Here is a 20,541-nt window from a genome sequence, read left to right as displayed (position 1 = left end):
AATCTTTTTAACGTATGGTAGAAAAAAAAGCAAGATTAAAATATTTATGACAGGAGAAATAGAAAGGGCCAATCAGTGTGTCGCCAATTGACCCAGTGGAATGACACATAGCAAGTCCAACCTCGCAGCGGCAATATCTCATATTGAAAGGAAGATTGTCAATATTTTAGGCGAATTTAAGATTGTTGTTCTAGCGCTCCTGCGCTAGACTGCAAACATTGGTTCTATTCAGCAGATAATTGTATGTTCTACGGTGATGATGTTCAGGATACTCGACAACTTTTCTTTTCCAGTTGGCAAAAATATCGGGAAAAGCACCCCCTATTACCGTTAGAACAACAAATTGTCGATGTAATTCTGGTTCATCCCGAATACCATGGTCTATTGGAAGCCACCAAAAATAAAGAACAAGCTTATTTTCCTGAAATGGGACAAACCAATCCTTTTTTACATATGGGTTTACATCTTGCTATTCGCGATCAAATTAGCACGAATAGACCTGAGGGTATTAGTACGATTTATCAGCAATTGGTAAAAAAATTCAGGGATTCTTTGGCTGTAGAACACTTGATGATGGAGTATCTGGCAGAATGCTTATGGCAAGCGCAAAGAGATAACACTTATCCTGATGAAAGTAATTATCTGCAAGCCCTCACTCAATTATTAAACTAATTCTGCTCGGGCGCGGTTAATTTTTTGAGCGCGCCAGACTGCGAATAAGGGAAGCGCGATGCCACAAATACTACTGAAATACATAAAAAGTCCTCGTGAACTTAAAGCATGCATATAGTACGACGCCATAAATGGACCAACCATAGCACCCAAGCTGTATGCCAGTAATAAACTTTGAGTCCCAGCAACAATATCGCGTTCATGCAATTCGTCACAGGCGTAGCTAATGCTAATAGGATAGATGGTAAACGTTAGCCCCCCAAAAAATACCATTAAACTAAAAATCAACCAGGGATGATGGTATCCCATCAACAGTAGAATAGAGACCGTAATTGTCCCCACAGTTAACAGAATAAGCACCATACCGCGCTCAATAACATCAGATAATTTGCCGACAGGGTATTGCAATAACATCCCACCAAAAATAATAGCAAACATGTATTTCGCAACATCGGCCTTGTCATGAAAGAAATCATTTAAATAGGTCGGCATAAAACCATAAAGCCCCCCCATGATTAAACCTGAGAGAAGACAACCCACGAGCCCCGAAGGCGAAATACGTGCTAATGCTTGAAAGCTCAAGGTGGAAGGCTCGTTAAATTGTGGTGAACGCACATAAGACAACGATAAAGGAATAATTGATATAGAACACATCATGGAGGCAATCACATAAAGTAGAAGCGACTGAGTGTCTCCCAAATTTAAAAAGAAATGACCGAGACTCTGGGCCGCATAAAACGAGATCATATACAGTGAAAGTACTTGACCACGATTAACTCGAGTACTTTTACACAGTAACCAACTTTCAATGACAACAAATAAACCGGCCACTGTAAGCCCACCAATAAAACGTAAAGCCAGCCAGAAACTCACATTATAAAAAATGCCATGAAGCAAGTAGATCACTGCCAGTGCAGAAGCAAACACTGCATAGGCATTAACATGGCCTACCCGAGTGATAAATCGCTCAACACGAAATGAGCCCACTACCAGGCCTGCATAATAAATTCCGGTCATTGCACCAATTTCAACGGGTGATGCATGATTTAATGTCATGTTTAATGCGAGCAACGTAGAAAAGAAACCAGCCCCCAGTAAAAAGAAAAAAAGGCTCAACAAAGGCACAAAGGTTTCGAATAGGACCGCAATCATGAGGCACGCTCACTTCTACAGTAAAATGGGCTACAACGATAATGAATACAAGCTTACTCTAAAGCAATAGCAATTTTCCAGCTTCGTTTTTGTGACATGAAAAATGAGGCCACTGAAGGCCTCAAAAGAATGTATTATGGAATAAAATTACGAGCACAACGCGCATTACCGAAGCCGCCTTTGTTATACGCGCCCTGAGCACCATTGAAAAAAGATTGTCCCCAGGCTTGGAATGTCGGATTACCGCTAGATTCAGTAGAAGTCCAGTAAAAATTGCCAAAAGTGCCAAGAGAGCCCGAATTGATATAGATGCAGTTTAGCTGATCTCTGGCGGGTAAAAACCAATCTGAATAGCACGTGTTTTCAGGCAAACACGGGGTGTTATTTTGCGAATCAATTTCATAGTTATCACAAAGTTGAGCCGCATAAGGCACACCACCATTATTTCCTAAAAATGAAACAATCGCGTTGGTATTAAGAGCTCCATTGGCATCATCTTGAGCACCAGTTGCACCATTGCCACCCCATTGAATACTCGAACTAATATCTGTATCAGCAACAATCAAATCCAGTTGACCGCCATTCAAACATGCAATCTTTCCCCCCCCTGAGAGTTGGCCTATAGAGTTTGTGATATAGGTAAAACCATTAGTTAGTGTTGCGCCACCGGCTGGTGTATCAATTGTTACATCAACAAGGCCCATTGTATGGGCAGGCGTTACCGCAGTAACCATGGTAGAGCTTGCCACATAAACACTGGTAGCGGCCACTCCACCAAAACTTACACCAGTTGCCCCGGTTAGGCCTGTCCCGGTTAAGATAACGCCAGTTCCACCAGCCGTGGGCCCTGTACTCGGATTGATTCCTGTTAACGTGCTTCCCGATGCAATTGCAATAGCAGCCGTTACAGTATTTGTATTACTGCCCTTAATAGTAAAATTAGTTTGTGAGACAGCTGTAATTCCAGCGTATGTTATAGTGCAATTTCTTCCAGGCAGAACATTGGCACAAGTATTTGCGGTTTCAGTAACGATGTCATCAAGTGCCGTTCCCGTAAAATTAGAAGTGATATTCGTTGCTGCTACATCCATTGATTCATTACGAATTGTTAATTGCCCCGTTGTACCATTTGCTGTCAATGTCAATGGTGAACCACTCACAGAAATAGTAGCCCTCGTTACTGGCGGTTTCTGCGTGATACGCAAAATATATTCCATTTTTGGCTGATAGCACAAACTCCCCGAATTTTGTTGACAGACAATAGGCCCACCTACAATAGGCCTTGTTAACTGATTCCCATGCACTCTCAAGGACAAAATGCAAGAATCTTTTCCTCGCAAAATAAATACACCACGGCAAATACCAGGGCCAGCCGTTATTTGTGTAATTCCTCGAATTGACCTCATCCGTAAAACATGTAATCTGCTTGAACGATTAGTGATACGATACTGAATAATAGCTGTGCTATTAGAAGGTACGTTAACAGCAGTGGGGGTGAGCGGTTTAAATGTCCACAATGGGATGCCAGCCTGGGTAGGAAAAACTATTAATAAAACTAAAAGAACCAATAAGGCCCTATAAACTATTGTCCGTTTGCTTCGTTGCATTTTGTATCCTTATGTAAGTTAATAGAAGCTGAGAAAACCCCTTTAAAAAGTTTGGATTATGTCTTTTTCATTGGGTATCCGCGGCCAGATAGGTTAAGATAAGTCACCCGCGAATTTACAGCAACATCAATGACCGATAATGAAAAAAAAACCCATTTTGGCTTCGAATCGGTAGCCTGGGATGAAAAAGAGAAAAAAGTTGGCGCCGTTTTTAAATCAGTGGCTGAAAATTACGACTTAATGAATAATATTATGTCCATGGGCGTGCATCATCTGTGGAAGCGATTTACCATTGAGCTAAGCCAAGTGCGGCCAGGACAATTTGCACTCGATCTCGCTGGGGGGAGCGGCGATTTAACACGTTTATTAAGTAAAAAAGTAGGGGAGCAAGGAAAAGTCATTTTAGCGGATATCAATGCTGCCATGTTGGCCGTGGGTCGCGATCGTCTGCTTGATGAAGGATTACATGGGAACATTGAATTTTTACAAGCGAATGCTCAAGCATTACCGTTTAAAGATAATAGTTTTCATTGTATAACCATTGGTTTTGGTTTACGCAATGTGACGGATAAGGACGAAGCATTGCGCTCGATGTATCGAGTTTGTAAACCAGGAGGGAAGGTCATGGTATTAGAGTTTTCAAATCCGACCGTTCCCGGCTTAAAACCAATTTATGATTGGTATTCTTTTAATGTGTTGCCCAAACTTGGACAGCTTTTTGCGCAAGATGGGGACAGTTATAAATATCTTGCCGAATCAATCCGTATGCATCCTTCACAAGAAGGTTTAAAAGCTATGATTGAAAAAGCTGGTTTTGAAGATTGTCATTATCATAACTTAAGTGGTGGCATTGTTGCCTTGCACATAGCTTACAAATATTGAGGTATTATGATTAAAAAATATTCATTAAAAGCGCTGCAAAAAGCCATTAATCACGCACTAGCTCTTGATGAGTCGATGCCCACTAAACTTGGGGCATTGGATGGCAAAGTGCTTGAAATTATCGTTGCACCACTTGGCGTGAATTTTTTTATTTCGTTTGAGCAACAGCAATTGAAGCTACTTGCTGATTATGAGGGCAAACCAGATACCATTATTCATAGTAATCCTCTTGGTCTGATTCGTTTAAGTTTTCTGCCCGCCTCTAAAGCTCGCTCATTATTTAACGATAAAATCAGGCTCTCAGGTGATGTCGAATTAGGACAAGCCGTTAAAACTCTATTTGATGAGTTAGACATTGATTGGGAAGGTCATTTAGCTCACTTTACAGGTGATGTGATTGCTCACCAAGTTGGCTCTTTGTTTCGCCAGGGCCTTGCTTTTAAAAAACAATTGCAAAATTCCTTCCGTCACAATACGACCGATTACCTCCACGAAGAGTTACGTGTGTTTCCTTCTCGTGAAGAAATCGAAGATTTCTTTAATGACGTTGATGAATTGACGTTAGGGGTTGAACGTTTACAGGCTCATGTTAACCAACTTAAGGGTAAACATGAAATCGATTAAACAACTAATCAGGCTTCTTCATATTAATACGATTCTTGCCAGAAATGGTTTGGATCAAGTCATTGTATCCATACGACTTTTTTCACCTTTTCGTTTTATTGTCTATCTAAATCCATGGAACTGGTTTCGCCGCGAGAAACTCACACGTGGTGAAGCTTTGCGAAAAACCCTGGAAGAATTAGGTCCGATTTTTATTAAATTTGGTCAGGCTCTTTCCACCCGCCCTGATGTTTTACCCCCCGATATCGCCTTGGAATTGTGTAAATTGCAAGACGATGTTCCCCCTTTTGCTAGCGAGAAAGCATTAACCATTTTTGAACTAGCCTTTGGCCGCTCCCCTTTTGATGTGTTTGCAGAATTTGATCCTGTGCCTCTTGCTTCAGCCTCCATGGCACAGGTTCATGCTGCCAAATTAAAAACGGGTGAAGATGTAGTCGTAAAAATTTTGCGCCCCAACATGCGTAAAATTATTGAAAAAGATTTAAGTATTATGCACACCATTGCTAATCTGGCCGATCGCTACTGGTCAGAAAGCAAACGCTTAAAGCCTAAAGAAATTGTGCAAGAATTCGAACACAATTTGTTCGATGAACTGGACCTGCAGCGCGAAGCCGCTAATGCCGCCCAATTGCGAAGAAATTTTAACAAATCACCCCTACTTTATATTCCCGAAGTTTTCTGGGACTACACCCGTGAAAATATCATGGTCATGGAGCGCATCCATGGTATCCCGGTATCTGATGTAGCCTCCCTTAAAGAACATGGGGTTAATATCAAAAAACTCGCTGAACGTGGCGTTGAGATTTTTTTCACACAGGTCTTTAGAGACTGTTTTTTTCATGCAGACATGCATCCTGGTAATATTTTCGTCTCTCGACTACATCCGCATGATCCACAGTACATTTGCATCGATTTCGGAATCATCGGGACTTTAAGCGATAGTGATAAACACTATCTGGCAGAAAACTTATATGCTTTCTTTAATCGTGATTATCGCCGTGTTGCCGCCTTACACGTAGAATCAGGATGGGTTGCTCGTGATACCCGTGTTGAAGAATTTGAAAGTGCTATTCGAACAGTGTGCGAACCAATCTTTGAAAGGCCACTCAAAGAGATTTCCTTTGCCCAGGTTGTCTTGCGGCTTTTCCAGGTAGCCCGACGTTTTCAAATGGAAGTTCAACCGCAACTGGTTTTATTACAAAAGACGTTATTAGCAATAGAAGGTCTGGGACGCCAGCTGTATCCCGATCTTGATTTATGGGCCACGGCTAAACCATTCCTGGAAAAATGGATTAAAGAGCAAATAGGTCCGCGTGCTTTCCTAAAGCAGCTGCGTGAAAATCTACCTTTTCTCTCAGAACAGTTACCCCATATGCCCCGCCTTTTGAACGATGTTTTACAATTGGCGCGAGAAGAAAAAATACGAGCGTTAATCCGTGAACATGAACGGCTGAATAATGTTACACCGGTCCCCTGGTATAAAGGATTAGGAGTTGGCATTTTCGCGACTTTAGTCACGGTAGGCATGTTAGATGTTTTAAATCAGGATAAATTAGCAGCCATGGCCTTATCGGCTGCCATTGTTGGTGGTGTTTTAACTTTGTTTAACCGAACAACGAGGAGCTAACATGGGTTTAAGTGGGATCAGTCCTTTATCTTTATTGTTAATATTTCTAATTGTCATCGCTTTATTTGGTACTAACAAATTAAAAAATATAGGCTCAGATTTAGGTGCGGCTATTAAGAATTTTCGTCGCGCAATGAATGAAGATGACGATAAGAAAAATGAGTAGTGGGGAGCTTTTATTAATACTTCTTGTTGCCATTGTAGTCTTTGGACCAAATAAACTACCTATGTTGGCTGAGCATTTGGGTAAATTATTTCGTCATTTTAATCATTTTAAACAACGAGCAATGGTTTTTTGGCAAGAACAACTCAATGAGCAGCAGTTGCGTGAAAATACACGCAAAGCCGAAAAAGTTGATGCTCTTTATCAAATTAATAAAGAGAATACAGAAACATCACCAGACCCAGAGCGTCATAAAAAAGAAGACGAGTCAGTTGACTGACTTGTCTTCTTTTTTAATCTCAATTTACGAAAAAAATTTCTGCAAGAGAAATTTTGCCTAGGTTAAAACGATCTGGGTTATTTTTGTTAATGCTGTTTATCTTTCTCGTTTTTCAATCCTAATAACCAATCCGCACTTACTTCAAGTTCCTTGGCAATAGTTTGAATAGAGAGAGTATCAAGGATCATTCCGTTTAATACTGCTTCTGCTTTAAATTTAGGTAATTTAAACAGTTTAGAGCACACCTCAACTCGCTCGATCATCAATCCAGGAACACCCAGTGCATCTAACTCGTTATTCAAGCGTTCAGATAATTTCTTGTTAGACATGGTCATCTCCTCTTTGCTTTTTATCAGTGTAAAACACCTAAGCTTAAGGATTGATTAACTTTAAAAAATTTGTACTAGGTAATTATACCCATTTTTTGAATGGGCAATTTGTCTTAAAATTGGGCGAACCCGAAAACCTGATAAAAAAGGAATTTATGTCCATAACCATTCAATCAATCAGAACTTAAGATAAGTTCTCGTTGTTAGGGAGCAATCGATGAAAATTAGCGATTTATTAAACTTAACCGATCAACAACTCTCTAAATTAACTACCTTGGAGATAACTGATAAAAAGATAAAAGAATCCCAGCTTCAAGAGTTAATTCGTTTACTACCTAAACTAACTTCGTTAGAAATAATTACTTGCAAAGGAAATTTAAGAGGTAAATCATTTACCAAACTACTTCATGAATTACCGAAGTGTCCTTCTCTTTCTTATTTATTTTTCCCGAATAATAAACTCACTAATACTGAGCTCAACGGTTTAATCGATGTATTACCTAGGTTTAAACATTTAGTCGCAGTTGAATTAACCAATAATAAATTCAGCAAATTATCCCCCGATCGCCTTGCAAAACTTTTAGAACATATTAAACACTGCGGGAGCTTAGTCACTTTTGATATTTCTAGAAATAAATTTAGTGAAAATGCTTGTGCACAGATTAACAAAGCCCTGGCTTCAAACCGAACCAAAGCTGAGAAATTAATTGATGCTGTACGCCACGGTAATTTATTTGAGGTTCGTAAATTATTACTTGATGGAGCTAATGTTAATAGTCGCATCGTGCCAGAAAAAGCAAAAGATGGTGCTCTCCAGTCACCTCTTCGTGTAGCCGCCCAAAACGGGGATCTCAGTATGGTTAAATTTTTGGTTAAAAAGGGGGCCGAAATGTTACCCGATGGGTTAGGCTATACCCCTTTGAAGCGTGCCCAAGAAGATAGGGCCTTTTTGTCCAGAAACACAAAGAAGGCAGCACTCTCTGAAGCGCTTGGGAAAGTCATTGATTATCTTTCATCAGTAAACAATGAAGACAATGAGTATAAGCTTAACAAGCCACTGCAACTGTCTGTCAGTGAGAATGGTTTCTTTGGAGCGAAAGCACACCACATTAAATCGAAGAAAGATACTGTTGAGAAAGAGCTGTTACCCCTTTCACAATCGTTTTCTGTGCTCAATTAAATATCTTTAGTAAGAGCTTAAAAATCTCTTGCTTTGCTTGTGTTAATCAATAAGTGCTCTCTCTAGTGCACTGTATTAGTGCAAGCAAAGCAGACCTTTTATTTCTAACCAAATCTTGGTTCAGGGCGGTGACAGTAAGGCGCTTTAGCATGCTTTGCGTAGTAATTTTGATGATAACCCTCTGCGGGCCAAAAAGTTTGAACTTCCAATAAGCGTGTTGCGACGTCATAGCCACGATTTTTTAACATTTGAATAAGCGTCTGAGCCTCTTCTCGTTGTTCATCATCGTAATAGAAAACAGCACTTTTATATTGCGGTCCTATATCCGGTCCTTGACCAGAGCGTTGCGTAGGATCATGAATTTCAAAAAAACGCTTAAGAACAGTATGGTAATCTGTTTTAGCAATATCATAGACAACCCTGGCCACTTCATAGTGCCCTGTATCTCCATTACAAACTTGTTCATAGGTTGGGTCCATAACCACTCCACCTGAGTAGCCGACCTCAACTTTTAAGACCCCCGGCAACAGTCGCAAAAAATGATCTACCCCCCAAAAACAACCACCCGCCACGATGGTTTCTTCCGTATCCAAGACCTGACTATCAGGCACATAATCAATAGAGGCAGAATTAACGCAGTGACGAAGATTCGACTGAGTAAAATTTTCACCTACGAATACATGACCTAAATGCGCATGACAGCGGCCACAAAGAATTTCTGTTCGTTGTCCGTCCCTGTCAGGTATTTGTAATACCGCTTGTACAATATCATTGTCGAAACTTGGCCAACCACAGCCTGAATGAAATTGACTTTTTGCACGAAAAAGAGCTAATCCACAACGGCGGCAAAGATAACTACCTTCTTTGGTAACCGAATTATACTCGCCGGTAAATGGATATTCAGTCGCCTTATCGCATATAATTCGCTTTGCTGTTGGTGTTAAGCTGGCAGTTTTATCAAGGTAATTATCCATAATGCTCTCCTAATAAGCTCTATTGCAATTTTAGCCTTTTATTAGAATGAGAGGTAATCTGAAAACTTGATGTCACAAGGACATCAAGTTCCTTATTGAAGTTATTTTACGCGATTACAAATTTTATCGGCCATATAACCAATCGCACCGGCATAATATATAGAATTATTGTAGCGCAAAATCATCTTGTAGTTAGGATAGGCTAAAAATACTGGCCCACCATTTGGTTGAACAATACTTGCTGATAATTCGGGATAAGGTAATGGCTCCCCTGTTTCAGTACGAACGCCCAACGCAGTCCACTCACTTACAGGCTTAGTGATCGCCTTGCCTTCCAATTTCATGTCAAATTTAGGTGGCAATTTTACATGAATAGCCCAGGGCTGACCTGTTTGCCAACCATTCTTCTTCATATAATTAGCGATTGAAGCAAACACATCCGCTTTCGATTCCCAAATGTCTTTACGGCCATCACCGTCATAATCCACAGCGAATTCTACCCAACTTGATGGTAAAAATTGTGGTTGTCCTGAGGCACCTGCCCACTCCCCTTTGAAATGATCCAAGCTAACATGACCATCATTCAAAATGCGTAGAGCTAAAAATAATTCTTTACGGAAGAAATCACGGCGATTGGAATCATAAGCCAAGGTTGCCAAAGATTTAACTACTGGGAAATTTCCCATATAAGAACCATAACTACTTTCCATACCCCAGAAGGAAACAATAAAGCAGGGATCTACGCCGAAATGTTGTCCAACAGCCTCCAACAATTCCTTATTCTTTGCATAGTGTTTACGTCCCATGACAATGCGATAATTATCTGCCCGAGAATGCAGATATTTATTAAATGTTAACCGATGTTCAGGCTGCGAACGTGCCAATCCTTTTACTTGACGACTTGGTTCACGAATACCAGCAAATGCTTCATCAAAAACATTAGAAGAAATACCTTGTTCCAAAGCTTGCTGTCTTACTTCTGCGACAAAGCTATTCCAGCTTTGCTGATTTGCCATTACAACGTGGTACGGTAATATCAGCATGGCGCTGATAATTAGATTACGACCCCAATTTTTCATGACCACCTCTTTTTGTTGTTTCAAAACGATACAAACTATTTTTAATTGTATCGACTTTACTAACACTTATTTTACGTAACAAATTACATAAGCAGAAATTATGCCTTCCATGATAACTTGAAAATTGGTGAAAGACTAATCGTCATAATAGTTAATACAAATATGTAGTTTATATGACAATGAAAAGCCACAACATGTAAAGAATACTCACTTAATATTTATTTAATACTTCTTGGGTAAAATTATATCTTTTTTTAAAGAGCTATCTCATTGTCATTATTCTGTACATTCCTTTTGAAAGACAAAATGCCGGTAATTTACCTAGTGAAGCAAATATATGGAAAAAAAATCATTTTTTAAATTCTTCAGTGGAACTTGAGATCGTCTATTATGGTGACCTCTTACCAGACAGTTATCATGAAAAATTGATTACTGTTTTTGTTTTAGCACACGGTCATTTGACTGATCCAACCATTGTTGCAAGCCACGCTAAGCCAAAACATGCTACTGTAATTAGTATTGATACCTTGGCAACCCGTTTTACCTGTGACTTTACACTTGTTTCTTCTAACCTGGTAGACATCCACCTTTACTGCTGTGGTGAAAATAAAAAAAATGAAGTTTTAGCGACCTCATTTCAGCAATCGCTATTGCCTTTACAGAGGAATAGAATTCAATATTATGAAGGTATAATTTACGCGCCTGATAGACAAGGGAAATTTTGGTCCGTAACAAATAACGGCAACAAAGTTCCGGTTATTGGCAAGTTATTGCAATCAAAACCGGATGTGACTATCGAAAACAAGGAAAACACCAGGACACATGTGAAAGGCATGACTGTCAGAACAAGTTATCAGCTCGATAAAGAAAACAGAAAAAAGTCTTGTGTATCATCGCCGAAAAATAAGAGAAGAAGCTACGCGCATAAATAGAGGGTTTTGTTCCCCCTCATCACCAAGTTTTTTTATCTCCCAAAACTCTACTGATTCTGACGCAGAAGAGAATAAAGTTATGCAGATGGAACTCATTTAATTCAAAACTAACTTTGTTGGTAGACAAGAGTCCCCACAAAAATAGTATTAATCACTTTTAAATTGTATTTTTAGGAAATCATCGACAACTAAAATTAGGATGGCGAGCGATTTTTGTACTATTTTTATAATAATTACATGGTTAATAAAGGATGTAGCCATGGCTAATGCTTCAAAAAAGAAAGCCCCTGTTGAAGAGGCGGCAATTATGTCTCAGTTCGCTCCAGTCTTAAGGAGCCCTCTTCATTGCGATATTTGTGATACCCCTATTACCTCGGAAGAACTGGACAATTTTTTTGAATTGCTGGACAAGGTATATCAAGCGTCCATCGCTAAAATGACAGCTGGAATTAGTCCCGCAGCTTTGGCCACTGCCTGTTTTTCCTGGCTCTCTCAATTGTCGTTATGTCCTGGGCGAATGCTTGAGCTTTCTCTTTATCCTGCTTTCCATACACAAGACTGCACCACGAAAATCCTTTGTCATTTAAGGCCCGGCGATAGTAGGGATGTTCGCTTTCACACGGACAGTTGGCAATCATGGCCCTGGGAATTTTATGCCGAAAATTTCCTGCAATTTGAAGATTGGTGGCGACGAGCCACTTCTGATGTACCCGGTGTTCCAGCCCACGTTGAGCGCACTGTTTCCTTCTGTGCTCGCCAGATTATTGATGCTTTGTCACCCTCAAATTTTGTGTTGACTAACCCTGATCTATTTCAAGAGACAATTGCTACATTAGGACTTAACTTATTTCATGGCACCAAATTGGCAATTCAAGACAGACTTGAGAGGATATTTGGCATCCCCCCAGCCGGTGTAGAAAATTTCATTCCCGGGAAGCATGTGGCGGTTACTCCCGGCAAAGTTGTATTTTGCAATCATTTGATTGAATTAATACAATATGAAGCGACAACAAAAACCGTTTATAAAGAACCCGTTTTAATTTTGCCAGCCTGGATCATGAAATATTATATCCTTGATCTGTCACCTCATAATTCTCTGGTTAAATGGCTTGTATCGCAGGGACATACTGTTTTTATTGTTTCCTGGCGGAACCCTCAAGGTAGCGATCGCGATTATGGACTTGATGACTATCACCGACGTGGTGCTATGGCGGCCATTAATGCTGTATCAAGACGAATACCTAATACAAAAATCAATTTAATGGGATATTGTTTAGGGGGAACTCTGGCCTTAATTTCAGCAGCATTTATGGCTAGAGAAGGGGATGATCGTCTCAATACATTGTCCCTGTTGGCAGCACAAGGCGATTTTAGTGAGGCCGGTGAATTGATGTTATTTATCACCGAAAGTGAAGTCACTTTTCTTAAAAATATGATGTGGGAAAAAGGATATCTGGACACCAAACAAATGGCTGGATCCTTTCAGATGTTACGCACTTACGATCTGATTTGGTCTAAGATGGTTCATGATTATATGAGTGGTCAGCAACGCGGCATGATTGATTTGCTGGCATGGAATTCTGACGCGACTCGAATGCCTTATAAAATGCATAGTGAATACCTGGAAAAGCTTTTTCTTAATAATGATTTTGCCTCAGGTCGCTTTTCTATTGAAGATAAACCGATTGTTGCCGAAAATATCCATTTGCCAACTTTCGCGGTAAGTACAGAAAAGGATCACGTAGCACCCTGGCGTTCTGTTTATAAAATTCATCTAATGATGAACAATGACATCACGTTCGTCTTAACTGCAGGTGGCCATAATGCAGGGATTGTGAGCGAACCGGGACACAAAGGTCGCTCTTATCGCATCCGAGAACGTAAAAAAGATTCTACTTTTGTTGATGCAGATCATTGGCTTCGATTAGCGAGAAAAAGAAATGGCTCCTGGTGGATTGCCTGGCATCAATGGCTCGTCCGAAAGTCCTCAAAAGAACGGGTTTCACCACCAAAATTAGAACCGTCACTTTTATCTGCACCGGGTACTTACGTATTGCAAAAATAATGAGAATTGGCAGACCAAACAAAATTTAATTTTTAGACTATTTAACCACAAAGGTTATCGCTTTAAGTTGAGACAGTTCTTCTTCAGTCGCCTCCTCGGTATCGCCACTCGTTTTTTCGACTGTGCGATTGACTATTTTATCCATTTCTTTCTCAACCGCATCGCTGTCCAAATTATTTTGCGAGTTATCAAAGAATAAAGGACGATTATTTTTGCTGTAAGAAGGAGGGTAAGCTGACACGCGAATACCAGCAATAAATCGACGATCTTTTGTATCTACAGACAACACATAATTAAAGCCTTTGATGGAGATGACTCTATTAAGCTTGGCCGCTATAACCATGTCCACAATTGTTTTAAGCAAACTTACTTTAAGTTTTGGATATTCTTGTTCATCAATGATTATGTGATTGAAAAAATTATAAAATTGTTTAAGTGCTTTGTAGTTAGGATTAGTCTTGCTATAAGGATTTTCTTGCATAGCAATTCTATAAAACGCTACGAACTGTTTCCTTTCCAAGGGCTCGCTACCTAGTCCCCCACGAATAGTAACAATATCGTCTGCATTTGCAGGAAATGGCAGTCTTTTTTCATTTGGAAAAATTACTTTGTGAAGTTTAGTAAATTGAGTATCCGTTAATGTAACCCGAGAGGTTTTAACTGCAGTCCCATCCTGACTTAGATAAAACAAAGTGTACTTGTCTTTTAGTTTTACTAAAACAAATGCATGTTCATTCCTTAACCCCTCTAAGATTAACCTGGATTTATTGTCATCAGGCTCTGAAGACATCAATACCAAGCCACAAGGTGCAATCACCTCATTTTTACTTCGTTTAACCAGTCTTTGATTGATTTCTTTTTCTTTTTCTAACACCTTTGCCTTTACTGAGTTGCAGGTCAAAAGAGTAACACGATTTATATTAGGATATTCTTTTAGAAGTTCTATGATTTCTTTGGGAGAAAATCCACCTATTTTTCTTTCTCCATCAAACATTGGATCATGACCCAATAGAACCAGGTCAATGCTTTTATTATTACGCAACCGATCAAGACAAGTCGCGGCCAATGACGCATCAACATGTAGAGTCTTTTTAAACCGCTTGCTGGCATTCGCATAGACTAAATAGGAGTCCTGTATTTCGGCATCATTCCCCAGAGCACCTTCTTTTGTCACGACCAAATGTTCACACCCGCCTAAAACCTGTTGAATAGTTTGGTGATAAGCCTTATTAGAATCGAGCAAGGGAAAAATCATAAAATCATTAGCAAGAATATTGTCCAAACCAATACTGTTGATGACCTCTTGGCGAAGACGAGAGGGAAGGTTAGCAAGCGCAGTACTAGATTGACGCACCCATGCAATACACACATCCGTCAATAATTTCTGAGGTAAATGTTCAAGTAAATCTGGTTTCTTGGTTAAAGCGGTAAGACAGATTGCAATGTTATTATATTGTTCAGGGACAGTAGGGAGTAAGCTCGCATTTTCCTTTACAGCGATAAAATACAATGACTGCATATCAAAAGGCTCGGGGAAAACTATTTGTTGAGTACGCCAAACTTCTTTTAATGCTGCCAAAATTTCAGGATCACTTCTTCGCGCTTCGGGAATATAGAAAAAAGCACACCAATTTTGTTTGATGCCTGCAAGATAGACAATTTTATAATTGTCTCCATCAGGGACTTCGTCCATGTATCGCCAGTGTCTTTTTATCACTTTAAGACAGACTTCCGGTGTTTTTAACCAAGGAGGAACATACTCTAACTCATCGACAAGATTTGCTACGACTTGAATCAGTTTTGGGGTGGCATATTTTGCAGGAATTTCTTGAATATAATCATGCGATTGCTCTATGCAAGCAATGAAAATGTCATCATTCATGAAACTATCAGGAACATCGTAAATAACTGACCAATCTTTTTGTACAGCGAAAAGACACAATCGCTGCTTTTGTTCAAAATTTAATGAATCTTGGGTTAAAATTTCTTCCAGTTGCTTTGGATTTTCACTAATTGCAGAAGCAGCCAAGTCATAAGCTACATTTAAATCATGCTCAGGTGTACTCACAAATGTACTCGCTTAAAGCAATAAACTCCTTTAAATATAGAACAAGAATCTTACCGCTTTCTTAAATTATTCATCTTTGATTGAATCAAAGGATAAAAGTCCCTGTCATACATATTATGAATTGAACTAAACCATGCAACCACCATCTAGTCCAGAAAAGGACAATTTTTGGTAAATTTTCGTTATTTTCCTGAAGATTGGCCTAATCAGCTTTGGTGGTCCTATTGCTCACCTTGGTTATTTTAGAGAAGAGTTTGTTCACAAACATCAATGGCTCAATGATCATGCGTATAGCGATTTAGTAGCCCTGTGCCAATTTCTTTCCGGACCAGCCAGCAGTCAAGTTGGCATGGCACTTGTATTTGGTGGTGGGCATGTTGTTTTACCTCTACTGCAATCAGTGATTGTACCGAGCGGCTGGGTTAGTAATACCGAGTTTTTAGCAGGTTATGGCGCAGCACAAGCGGTTCCGGGTCCTTTATTTACTTTTGCCGCATATATAGGGACTATTTCCAATATCCCGCAAGCTGGTTAGGTGGATTCATTGCTCTTGTTGCTATTTTCTTACCATCCTTTCTCCTTATACTGGGTGCTTTACCACTTTGGGAAACTATAAAAAAGCATGTGGCTATTCAACGGGCCATGCTTGGTATCAATGCTGCTGTAGTCGGTATTTTATTAGCCGCTTTTTATAATCCAGTGTGGACAAGTGCGATAATGACTGTCAGGGATTTTTCTTTGGCGGTATTGTGTTATCTACTATTGGTTTTCTGGAAAATTCCACCCTGGGCGGTCTTTGTGTTTGCAGCCTTGATAGCTTGCGGGAGCTTTTAAAAAATTAAGCCAGGCTCTGGCCTGGCTTAACACAATTATTAATCAAGATTGATGGTATAAGAGTATGAATTGAAACCATCGTAGCTAATACCCTTGTAACGCATTCCATTACAAGAAGCATTAATAGAAGGATGCATCATGTAAGGGCCATCTTTGATATCCAGAACACACCAATTGTAAGCATCATAAGCAACAGTAACATGGGCATAACCGTCTCTGCATTGTTGCGTATCTCTGATTTCAAAGCTTCTAGGGCTAATGACTTGCATGTAAATATCTGGAGTATGGTTAGCACTCACAATGAAAACTCCAGGATGTATTTTGTCATCAAGATGAAAATAATCGCGATAACCACACAACGATTCCCTTGCCTGAGCACTCACGACAAATAAGCTTGCTACTAAAAACAAAACAACTTTTTTCATGACTTAAAACTTTCCTTAGGTGTGAGAGGAAACAGAATTATAGGGAAAGGGAGTTCATGAAACAACAGTTAATTGAACAATGCTAATTAAATTTGCTCAATTGGCACGGATCGCAGCGATAACTGAATAACAACTTTTTGTAATTCATCGAAATTTAAAGAAACTTTTTAGTGCACTCTCTTTTTTCTGTTCTTTCGTTTTAGATTCAGCTTCAGGTTTAATTTTAAGTAATAATAATCCTTGAATGATGGACTCATAAGGCCCTTTTTCTTTCTTTAAGGTTGCTTTCATTTCTTTGTTTATTTTTTGTATTTCCATCAGCGAGGATGAAAGCGGTAATTGTTGTGTACTATCTTTAATGTCAATTTCGCGACTTACTTCTGCTGACTCTGATCTTAAGCATTGTTGAAGAAGTTCTTGTTTTTCTTCCGTCGTGGTAAAAAACTGCATATTCTTCGTTAAGATGACTGTATTGCCATTGATGCAGGCAATTGAATTGTACCCTTCCGGAAAGCTAATACGGCCCACTTCTTTACTTTTTAATTCTAAAGCAATCCCACCGGCAAGAATGGGGGCTTTTGTCTTGCTGTTTACTACGTTTGGATTTTGGATCACTGCAAGTAAATCAGCACCGCCTCCTTCTTCTATACTCGTTAAAAACTTACCTGAGCCCCCTTCTCTATCGAAACCAGCACTATTGGCGTGATTGAGTACAAATTGATTATCAACCTTGCGTTTGCCGACAACTGGGTTGCAAGGACCAAAACTTGTTGAAAAGACATTTTTTCCCGTACGAGTTCCGGTTATCTGCGCTTCATTACCACGTTCTCCTTCCAAACGAATAAAACGAATGGTACGAGCGAGAAAAGTAGGATCATTCTCTTCTACACTGACTTTGCCATGTTGTCCTGGATGCAATTCTTTAAGTCTTTTTCTGGTACTCTCTGACAATGTTGAAGGCCTGGGATCTAATTGTCCCTGTTCTATAAAATAAGCCTTTATTTCTGTCGAGTTACCAACAAGAACGATTGCATGTTGCTCACTTTCTTGAATGGTATGCAACTTGGTGGTGATATTTTCTGCATCAACCCAATAAAGAGTATAGGGAGGTGCAATCAACGCTTGCTGAACCAGTACAGTGGGTATATACATTACTGTTATGGACTCTGAAGTACCAATAGTCAGTGTTTTTCCTTCCTGATCCTCACATTGAACTTCATCAGTATTTGTTGGGGACAAGACGATTAACGTCGGTAATTGTTGAGGTTTCACAATATTTGTCTTTAATTTACAAATTGTATATTTAATTATATATCAGACTAATAATCAAACAACATTCTCGCAAAAAAAATTCAATAACAACAATCTTTTAGCCATAAATTTTTTTTGCCTGGACTATAATAAAGTTACTGGGTAATCATTGGATGATGACTATGAATAAATGTAAATTAAGCCCTGTTGCTCTGGGACTCAGTTTGGGGGTTATTTGGGGCATTTCGATATTAATCCTGGGATTAATCGCCACTTATTATTCCTATGCAAAACCCTTTGTATCGGCCATGGGCGCTTTATATGTCGGTTATGAGCCAACCGTCATAGGTAGTTTGCTCGGTGGGCTAATTGCATTCATTGATTTTTTTATCTTTGGTTTTCTTATTGGCTGGCTTTATAACTTATTTGCCTGCTGTGGTTGCCACAAAAAAGACGAATAAAATTTTAGCCTCTACCGAGGCTAAAAGCTTCGTAGCCCTGTAAATGTAGCACTTTGAATTTCACAGTCAATGAGATTGAAAGCTTGCTTAAATTCTTCCGTTTCCAGGTATAGTTTTGTTTTTTGATAACTCTCCGTCGCTAACTGACTATAGGCTGTTGGGTCACAAGCATTTGCTTTATTGGCAAGTTGAGTCCATGACCAAATGGTATACCACCAGCCAATCACAGGTTTATATAAATTAAACCATGCTAATAAGTTCTCGTCGCAATATCCAAAATAACTTTGTACGAATAGTTCAACATGCTTGGGGCATAAATCACCATCCCAAATAAAATAAGCTAAATCAGTAGCAAGATCACCACTTGCTGAATATTCATAATCGAGCATTTTAACAAACTTTTGTAACGTTTCAGGATCCTGAGAAACTAAAAAATTACTGAGAGTGGCATCATTATGGCAGGGAGACAGAGGGATTTTGTAATGAGCGATTAGAGCCTCAATTTCATCCATTCTTGCCTCAATCGCCTTAAAATCATTGGGGAGAATTTTAGGATGTGTGTTTTTTAGGAGGTCGAGTAACTGTTTGTTGCGTGTAAATAGATTAATTGTGTTGGGAAAAAGGGCAGAGGTGTGGAGACGCTTTAAGACCTCAGCCACGGCTATTAATATCAATGGATTTTCTTGTAATTCTTCTTTTACTGTTTTGCTTTCAAGATAACGGGTTAATTGTAAGCCATCGTTTTTATCAAAAAAATCAATCGTCACATTGATTTGCAAATCACTCGCTTGCCTGGCATTATTATCTTCCATTTTTCTATCCACAAATGCAGTAGCACCGTCACCCGGCACTCGTAGAACCCATTTTGTCTTTTTGCGCAATCTAATTTTAAACGTACAATTGGTCATCCCCCCTGACATGGGATAAATTCCTAACTGTCCGAGATCATAGGATTTTAAAAGTGGGATTCGTTTAATTGCTGGCATTAGTTCCATACAATGTTTTGTTTTTTCAGCAAGCGCTTTCCATGTGGTATTGACCAATGACACTTTACTTAACTGATTTGGATTGAGGAAACTTAAAATATGAAGACAAATTCGTTCAGGGATTTTAGGAGTTCTATTCTTCGCAGTTGATTCAGAGTTTTCTGAGTCAAAAAAACTTATCTTCATAGTGCTCTCCCTATCGATGTTATTTTCCTGTTTACTGACAGGATCTTATAAGTCCCTTAAGTCTTAGATAAAAACATTCTCCGCTTAATCTAATGTGAAGTCGCAGCTATCTTAATAGCATTATTTTGCAACAGTAATTTTAAAATAAGGCCATAAAGAGGTAAAAATGAAATCAAACTTATTAACAGCTTAAACACTAAGTCAACTGTCGCAATTTCCATCCAGTGCGCACTTAAAAAAACATCACTGCTCTGGTAAAAAGCAATAAAAAAGAAGCAATAGGTATCAAAAACATTACCAAATATGTTGGAAACACCAGGGGCAACCCACCATTTGGTTTGGTTTCTTAGTTTTTGAAACACAGTAATGTCTAATAGTTGGCCAAATACATAGGCTAAAAAGCTTGCGAATGCAATGCGTAGTGCAACTTCATTATAGGACAAGAGAGCATTTTGAGCATAGGCATTCGATATTAGATAAGAACATACAAGCCCAGGTAACATGGCAAAATAAACAACTTTCTTTGCTATTTTCTGCCCAAGTAAGCGCACTGTTAAATCAGTTAAAATAAAAATTAAAGGATAACTAAACGCCCCCCAGGTTGTTTTAAAGCCAAGAAACGTAAAAGGATACTGAACCAACGTATTTGACAACGCAATGATAGTGATATGCGCCATAATCAAACAAAATTTTTGTTTAGAATTTATCACATTGCACCCAGTTTCCTGCCAAACGATTAATTTTTTAGTGGCTTGCATTTTCTA

General features: G+C 39.2%; 22 protein-coding genes and 1 pseudogene. 13 read left to right on the top strand and 10 right to left on the bottom strand.

Annotation, left to right across the window (positions count from 1 at the left end; translation table 11 throughout):
- The first annotated feature begins 243 nt into the window (after positions 1–243).
- Entirely contained in the window at positions 244–672 is a 429-nt protein-coding gene (locus tag LHA_RS00485; protein ID WP_045104802.1) for a DUF1841 family protein, read from the top strand.
- Here LHA_RS00485 and LHA_RS00480 read toward each other — a convergent pair.
- Both LHA_RS00480 and LHA_RS00475 read right to left on the bottom strand, forming a co-directional pair.
- The gene (locus LHA_RS00480) at positions 664–1,824 is read right to left on the bottom strand and encodes an MFS transporter (RefSeq protein ID WP_082060246.1); all 1,161 of its coding nucleotides are present in this window, start codon (positions 1,822–1,824) and stop codon (positions 664–666) included. The genes LHA_RS00485 and LHA_RS00480 overlap by 9 nt on opposite strands.
- A gap of 134 nt (positions 1,825–1,958) precedes the next feature.
- Positions 1,959–3,431, bottom strand: coding sequence for an IPT/TIG domain-containing protein (locus tag LHA_RS00475; protein ID WP_231861950.1), 1,473 nt, complete (start codon positions 3,429–3,431; stop codon positions 1,959–1,961).
- Between the two features lie 129 nt (positions 3,432–3,560).
- On the opposite strand from LHA_RS00475, the gene ubiE reads away from it, so the two are divergent.
- The 5 genes from ubiE to LHA_RS00450 are packed head-to-tail and all read left to right on the top strand — an operon-like array spanning position 3,561 to position 7,007.
- Positions 3,561–4,313: a bifunctional demethylmenaquinone methyltransferase/2-methoxy-6-polyprenyl-1,4-benzoquinol methylase UbiE gene (ubiE, locus tag LHA_RS00470; protein ID WP_045104801.1), complete on the top strand. Its 753-nt coding sequence runs from the start codon at positions 3,561–3,563 to the stop codon at positions 4,311–4,313.
- 6 nt (positions 4,314–4,319) lie between these two features.
- A complete protein-coding gene (locus tag LHA_RS00465) occupies positions 4,320–4,937 on the top strand; it encodes a ubiquinone biosynthesis accessory factor UbiJ (RefSeq protein ID WP_045104800.1) in 618 nt (205 codons plus the stop codon).
- The gene (gene ubiB / locus LHA_RS00460) at positions 4,924–6,564 is read left to right on the top strand and encodes a ubiquinone biosynthesis regulatory protein kinase UbiB (RefSeq protein ID WP_045104799.1); all 1,641 of its coding nucleotides are present in this window, start codon (positions 4,924–4,926) and stop codon (positions 6,562–6,564) included. Before LHA_RS00465 ends, ubiB begins: the two co-directional genes overlap by 14 nt.
- Before the next feature lies 1 nt (position 6,565).
- Entirely contained in the window at positions 6,566–6,730 is a 165-nt protein-coding gene (gene tatA / locus LHA_RS00455; RefSeq protein ID WP_045104798.1) for a twin-arginine translocase TatA/TatE family subunit, read from the top strand.
- Complete coding sequence (locus tag LHA_RS00450) at positions 6,708–7,007, top strand: Sec-independent protein translocase subunit TatA/TatB (protein WP_370447935.1); 300 nt, start codon at positions 6,708–6,710, stop codon at positions 7,005–7,007. The genes tatA and LHA_RS00450 overlap by 23 nt, the downstream gene beginning before the upstream one ends.
- 86 nt (positions 7,008–7,093) lie before the next feature.
- Here the strand turns inward: LHA_RS00450 and LHA_RS00445 are convergent, their stop codons facing one another.
- The gene (locus tag LHA_RS00445; protein WP_045104796.1) at positions 7,094–7,336 is read right to left on the bottom strand and encodes a hypothetical protein; all 243 of its coding nucleotides are present in this window, start codon (positions 7,334–7,336) and stop codon (positions 7,094–7,096) included.
- A 217-nt stretch (positions 7,337–7,553) separates the two neighbouring features.
- Between LHA_RS00445 and LHA_RS00440 the strand changes: the two genes are divergently transcribed.
- On the top strand, positions 7,554–8,516 hold the full coding sequence (locus LHA_RS00440) for an ankyrin repeat domain-containing protein (RefSeq protein WP_045104795.1): 963 nt from the start codon (positions 7,554–7,556) through the stop codon (positions 8,514–8,516).
- 104 nt (positions 8,517–8,620) lie between these two features.
- On the opposite strand, the gene LHA_RS00435 is transcribed toward LHA_RS00440, so the two are convergent.
- Positions 8,621–9,490: a bifunctional methionine sulfoxide reductase B/A protein gene (locus LHA_RS00435; RefSeq protein ID WP_045104794.1), complete on the bottom strand. Its 870-nt coding sequence runs from the start codon at positions 9,488–9,490 to the stop codon at positions 8,621–8,623.
- Positions 9,491–9,591: 101 nt separating this feature from the next.
- Entirely contained in the window at positions 9,592–10,569 is a 978-nt protein-coding gene (locus LHA_RS00430) for a lytic murein transglycosylase (RefSeq protein ID WP_045104793.1), read from the bottom strand.
- Between the two features lie 368 nt (positions 10,570–10,937).
- Between LHA_RS00430 and LHA_RS00425 the strand changes: the two genes are divergently transcribed.
- A complete protein-coding gene (locus tag LHA_RS00425; protein WP_045104792.1) occupies positions 10,938–11,501 on the top strand; it encodes a hypothetical protein in 564 nt (187 codons plus the stop codon).
- 307 nt (positions 11,502–11,808) lie between these two features.
- Positions 11,809–13,566 carry a PHA/PHB synthase family protein gene (locus tag LHA_RS00420; RefSeq protein WP_082060379.1) on the top strand — a complete coding sequence of 586 codons (1,758 nt, stop codon included), beginning with the start codon at positions 11,809–11,811 and terminating at the stop codon, positions 13,564–13,566.
- 37 nt (positions 13,567–13,603) lie between these two features.
- Here the strand turns inward: LHA_RS00420 and LHA_RS00415 are convergent, their stop codons facing one another.
- Complete coding sequence (locus LHA_RS00415; protein WP_045104791.1) at positions 13,604–15,634, bottom strand: hypothetical protein; 2,031 nt, start codon at positions 15,632–15,634, stop codon at positions 13,604–13,606.
- A 175-nt stretch (positions 15,635–15,809) separates the two neighbouring features.
- On the opposite strand from LHA_RS00415, the pseudogene LHA_RS17720 reads away from it, so the two are divergent.
- The 3 genes and pseudogenes from LHA_RS17720 to LHA_RS17710 all read left to right on the top strand — a co-directional run.
- Positions 15,810–15,929, top strand: a pseudogene (locus LHA_RS17720) (chromate transporter); the annotation flags it as partial.
- A 54-nt stretch (positions 15,930–15,983) separates the two neighbouring features.
- The gene (locus LHA_RS17715; protein ID WP_045104790.1) at positions 15,984–16,169 is read left to right on the top strand and encodes a chromate transporter; all 186 of its coding nucleotides are present in this window, start codon (positions 15,984–15,986) and stop codon (positions 16,167–16,169) included.
- Positions 16,115–16,468 carry a chromate transporter gene (locus tag LHA_RS17710; RefSeq protein ID WP_440589933.1) on the top strand — a complete coding sequence of 118 codons (354 nt, stop codon included), beginning with the start codon at positions 16,115–16,117 and terminating at the stop codon, positions 16,466–16,468. The genes LHA_RS17715 and LHA_RS17710 overlap by 55 nt, the downstream gene beginning before the upstream one ends.
- A gap of 38 nt (positions 16,469–16,506) precedes the next feature.
- On the opposite strand, the gene LHA_RS00400 is transcribed toward LHA_RS17710, so the two are convergent.
- Both LHA_RS00400 and LHA_RS00395 read right to left on the bottom strand, forming a co-directional pair.
- Positions 16,507–16,893 carry a hypothetical protein gene (locus LHA_RS00400; RefSeq protein WP_045104788.1) on the bottom strand — a complete coding sequence of 129 codons (387 nt, stop codon included), beginning with the start codon at positions 16,891–16,893 and terminating at the stop codon, positions 16,507–16,509.
- Between the two features lie 144 nt (positions 16,894–17,037).
- Complete coding sequence (locus LHA_RS00395; protein ID WP_045104787.1) at positions 17,038–18,165, bottom strand: hypothetical protein; 1,128 nt, start codon at positions 18,163–18,165, stop codon at positions 17,038–17,040.
- A gap of 161 nt (positions 18,166–18,326) precedes the next feature.
- Here LHA_RS00395 and LHA_RS00390 point away from each other — a divergent pair, with 161 nt between their 5' ends.
- Positions 18,327–18,605 carry a bacteriophage holin gene (locus LHA_RS00390; RefSeq protein WP_045104786.1) on the top strand — a complete coding sequence of 93 codons (279 nt, stop codon included), beginning with the start codon at positions 18,327–18,329 and terminating at the stop codon, positions 18,603–18,605.
- A gap of 20 nt (positions 18,606–18,625) precedes the next feature.
- Here the strand turns inward: LHA_RS00390 and LHA_RS00385 are convergent, their stop codons facing one another.
- Both LHA_RS00385 and LHA_RS00380 read right to left on the bottom strand, forming a co-directional pair.
- Positions 18,626–19,777: a phosphotransferase family protein gene (locus LHA_RS00385; protein ID WP_045104785.1), complete on the bottom strand. Its 1,152-nt coding sequence runs from the start codon at positions 19,775–19,777 to the stop codon at positions 18,626–18,628.
- Between the two features lie 89 nt (positions 19,778–19,866).
- Entirely contained in the window at positions 19,867–20,487 is a 621-nt protein-coding gene (locus tag LHA_RS00380) for a 7-cyano-7-deazaguanine/7-aminomethyl-7-deazaguanine transporter (RefSeq protein ID WP_231861949.1), read from the bottom strand.
- Positions 20,488–20,541 lie beyond the last annotated feature (54 nt).

Source organism: Legionella hackeliae (genome assembly GCF_000953655.1).
Classification (GTDB): Bacteria; Pseudomonadota; Gammaproteobacteria; order Legionellales; family Legionellaceae; genus Tatlockia; species Tatlockia hackeliae.
The sequence above is the reverse complement of the archived record's forward strand: the minus strand, read 5'-3'. Positions and strand labels throughout refer to the sequence as shown.

Bases quoted from the DNA above. Each gene is read 5' to 3' on its own strand.
- LHA_RS00485 (WP_045104802.1), top strand. From the start codon at position 244: ATGTTCTACGGTGATGATGTTCAGGATACTCGACAACTTTTCTTTTCC.
- LHA_RS00480 (WP_082060246.1), bottom strand. From the start codon at position 1,824: ATGATTGCGGTCCTATTCGAAACCTTTGTGCCTTTGTTGAGCCTTTTT.
- LHA_RS00475 (WP_231861950.1), bottom strand. From the start codon at position 3,431: ATGCAACGAAGCAAACGGACAATAGTTTATAGGGCCTTATTGGTTCTT.
- ubiE (WP_045104801.1), top strand. From the start codon at position 3,561: ATGACCGATAATGAAAAAAAAACCCATTTTGGCTTCGAATCGGTAGCC.
- LHA_RS00465 (WP_045104800.1), top strand. From the start codon at position 4,320: ATGATTAAAAAATATTCATTAAAAGCGCTGCAAAAAGCCATTAATCAC.
- ubiB (WP_045104799.1), top strand. From the start codon at position 4,924: ATGAAATCGATTAAACAACTAATCAGGCTTCTTCATATTAATACGATT.
- tatA (WP_045104798.1), top strand. From the start codon at position 6,566: ATGGGTTTAAGTGGGATCAGTCCTTTATCTTTATTGTTAATATTTCTA.
- LHA_RS00450 (WP_370447935.1), top strand. From the start codon at position 6,708: ATGACGATAAGAAAAATGAGTAGTGGGGAGCTTTTATTAATACTTCTT.
- LHA_RS00445 (WP_045104796.1), bottom strand. From the start codon at position 7,336: ATGTCTAACAAGAAATTATCTGAACGCTTGAATAACGAGTTAGATGCA.
- LHA_RS00440 (WP_045104795.1), top strand. From the start codon at position 7,554: ATGAAAATTAGCGATTTATTAAACTTAACCGATCAACAACTCTCTAAA.
- LHA_RS00435 (WP_045104794.1), bottom strand. From the start codon at position 9,490: ATGGATAATTACCTTGATAAAACTGCCAGCTTAACACCAACAGCAAAG.
- LHA_RS00430 (WP_045104793.1), bottom strand. From the start codon at position 10,569: ATGAAAAATTGGGGTCGTAATCTAATTATCAGCGCCATGCTGATATTA.
- LHA_RS00420 (WP_082060379.1), top strand. From the start codon at position 11,809: ATGTCTCAGTTCGCTCCAGTCTTAAGGAGCCCTCTTCATTGCGATATT.
- LHA_RS17715 (WP_045104790.1), top strand. From the start codon at position 15,984: ATGGCACTTGTATTTGGTGGTGGGCATGTTGTTTTACCTCTACTGCAA.
- LHA_RS00400 (WP_045104788.1), bottom strand. From the start codon at position 16,893: ATGAAAAAAGTTGTTTTGTTTTTAGTAGCAAGCTTATTTGTCGTGAGT.
- LHA_RS00390 (WP_045104786.1), top strand. From the start codon at position 18,327: ATGAATAAATGTAAATTAAGCCCTGTTGCTCTGGGACTCAGTTTGGGG.
- LHA_RS00385 (WP_045104785.1), bottom strand. From the start codon at position 19,777: ATGAAGATAAGTTTTTTTGACTCAGAAAACTCTGAATCAACTGCGAAG.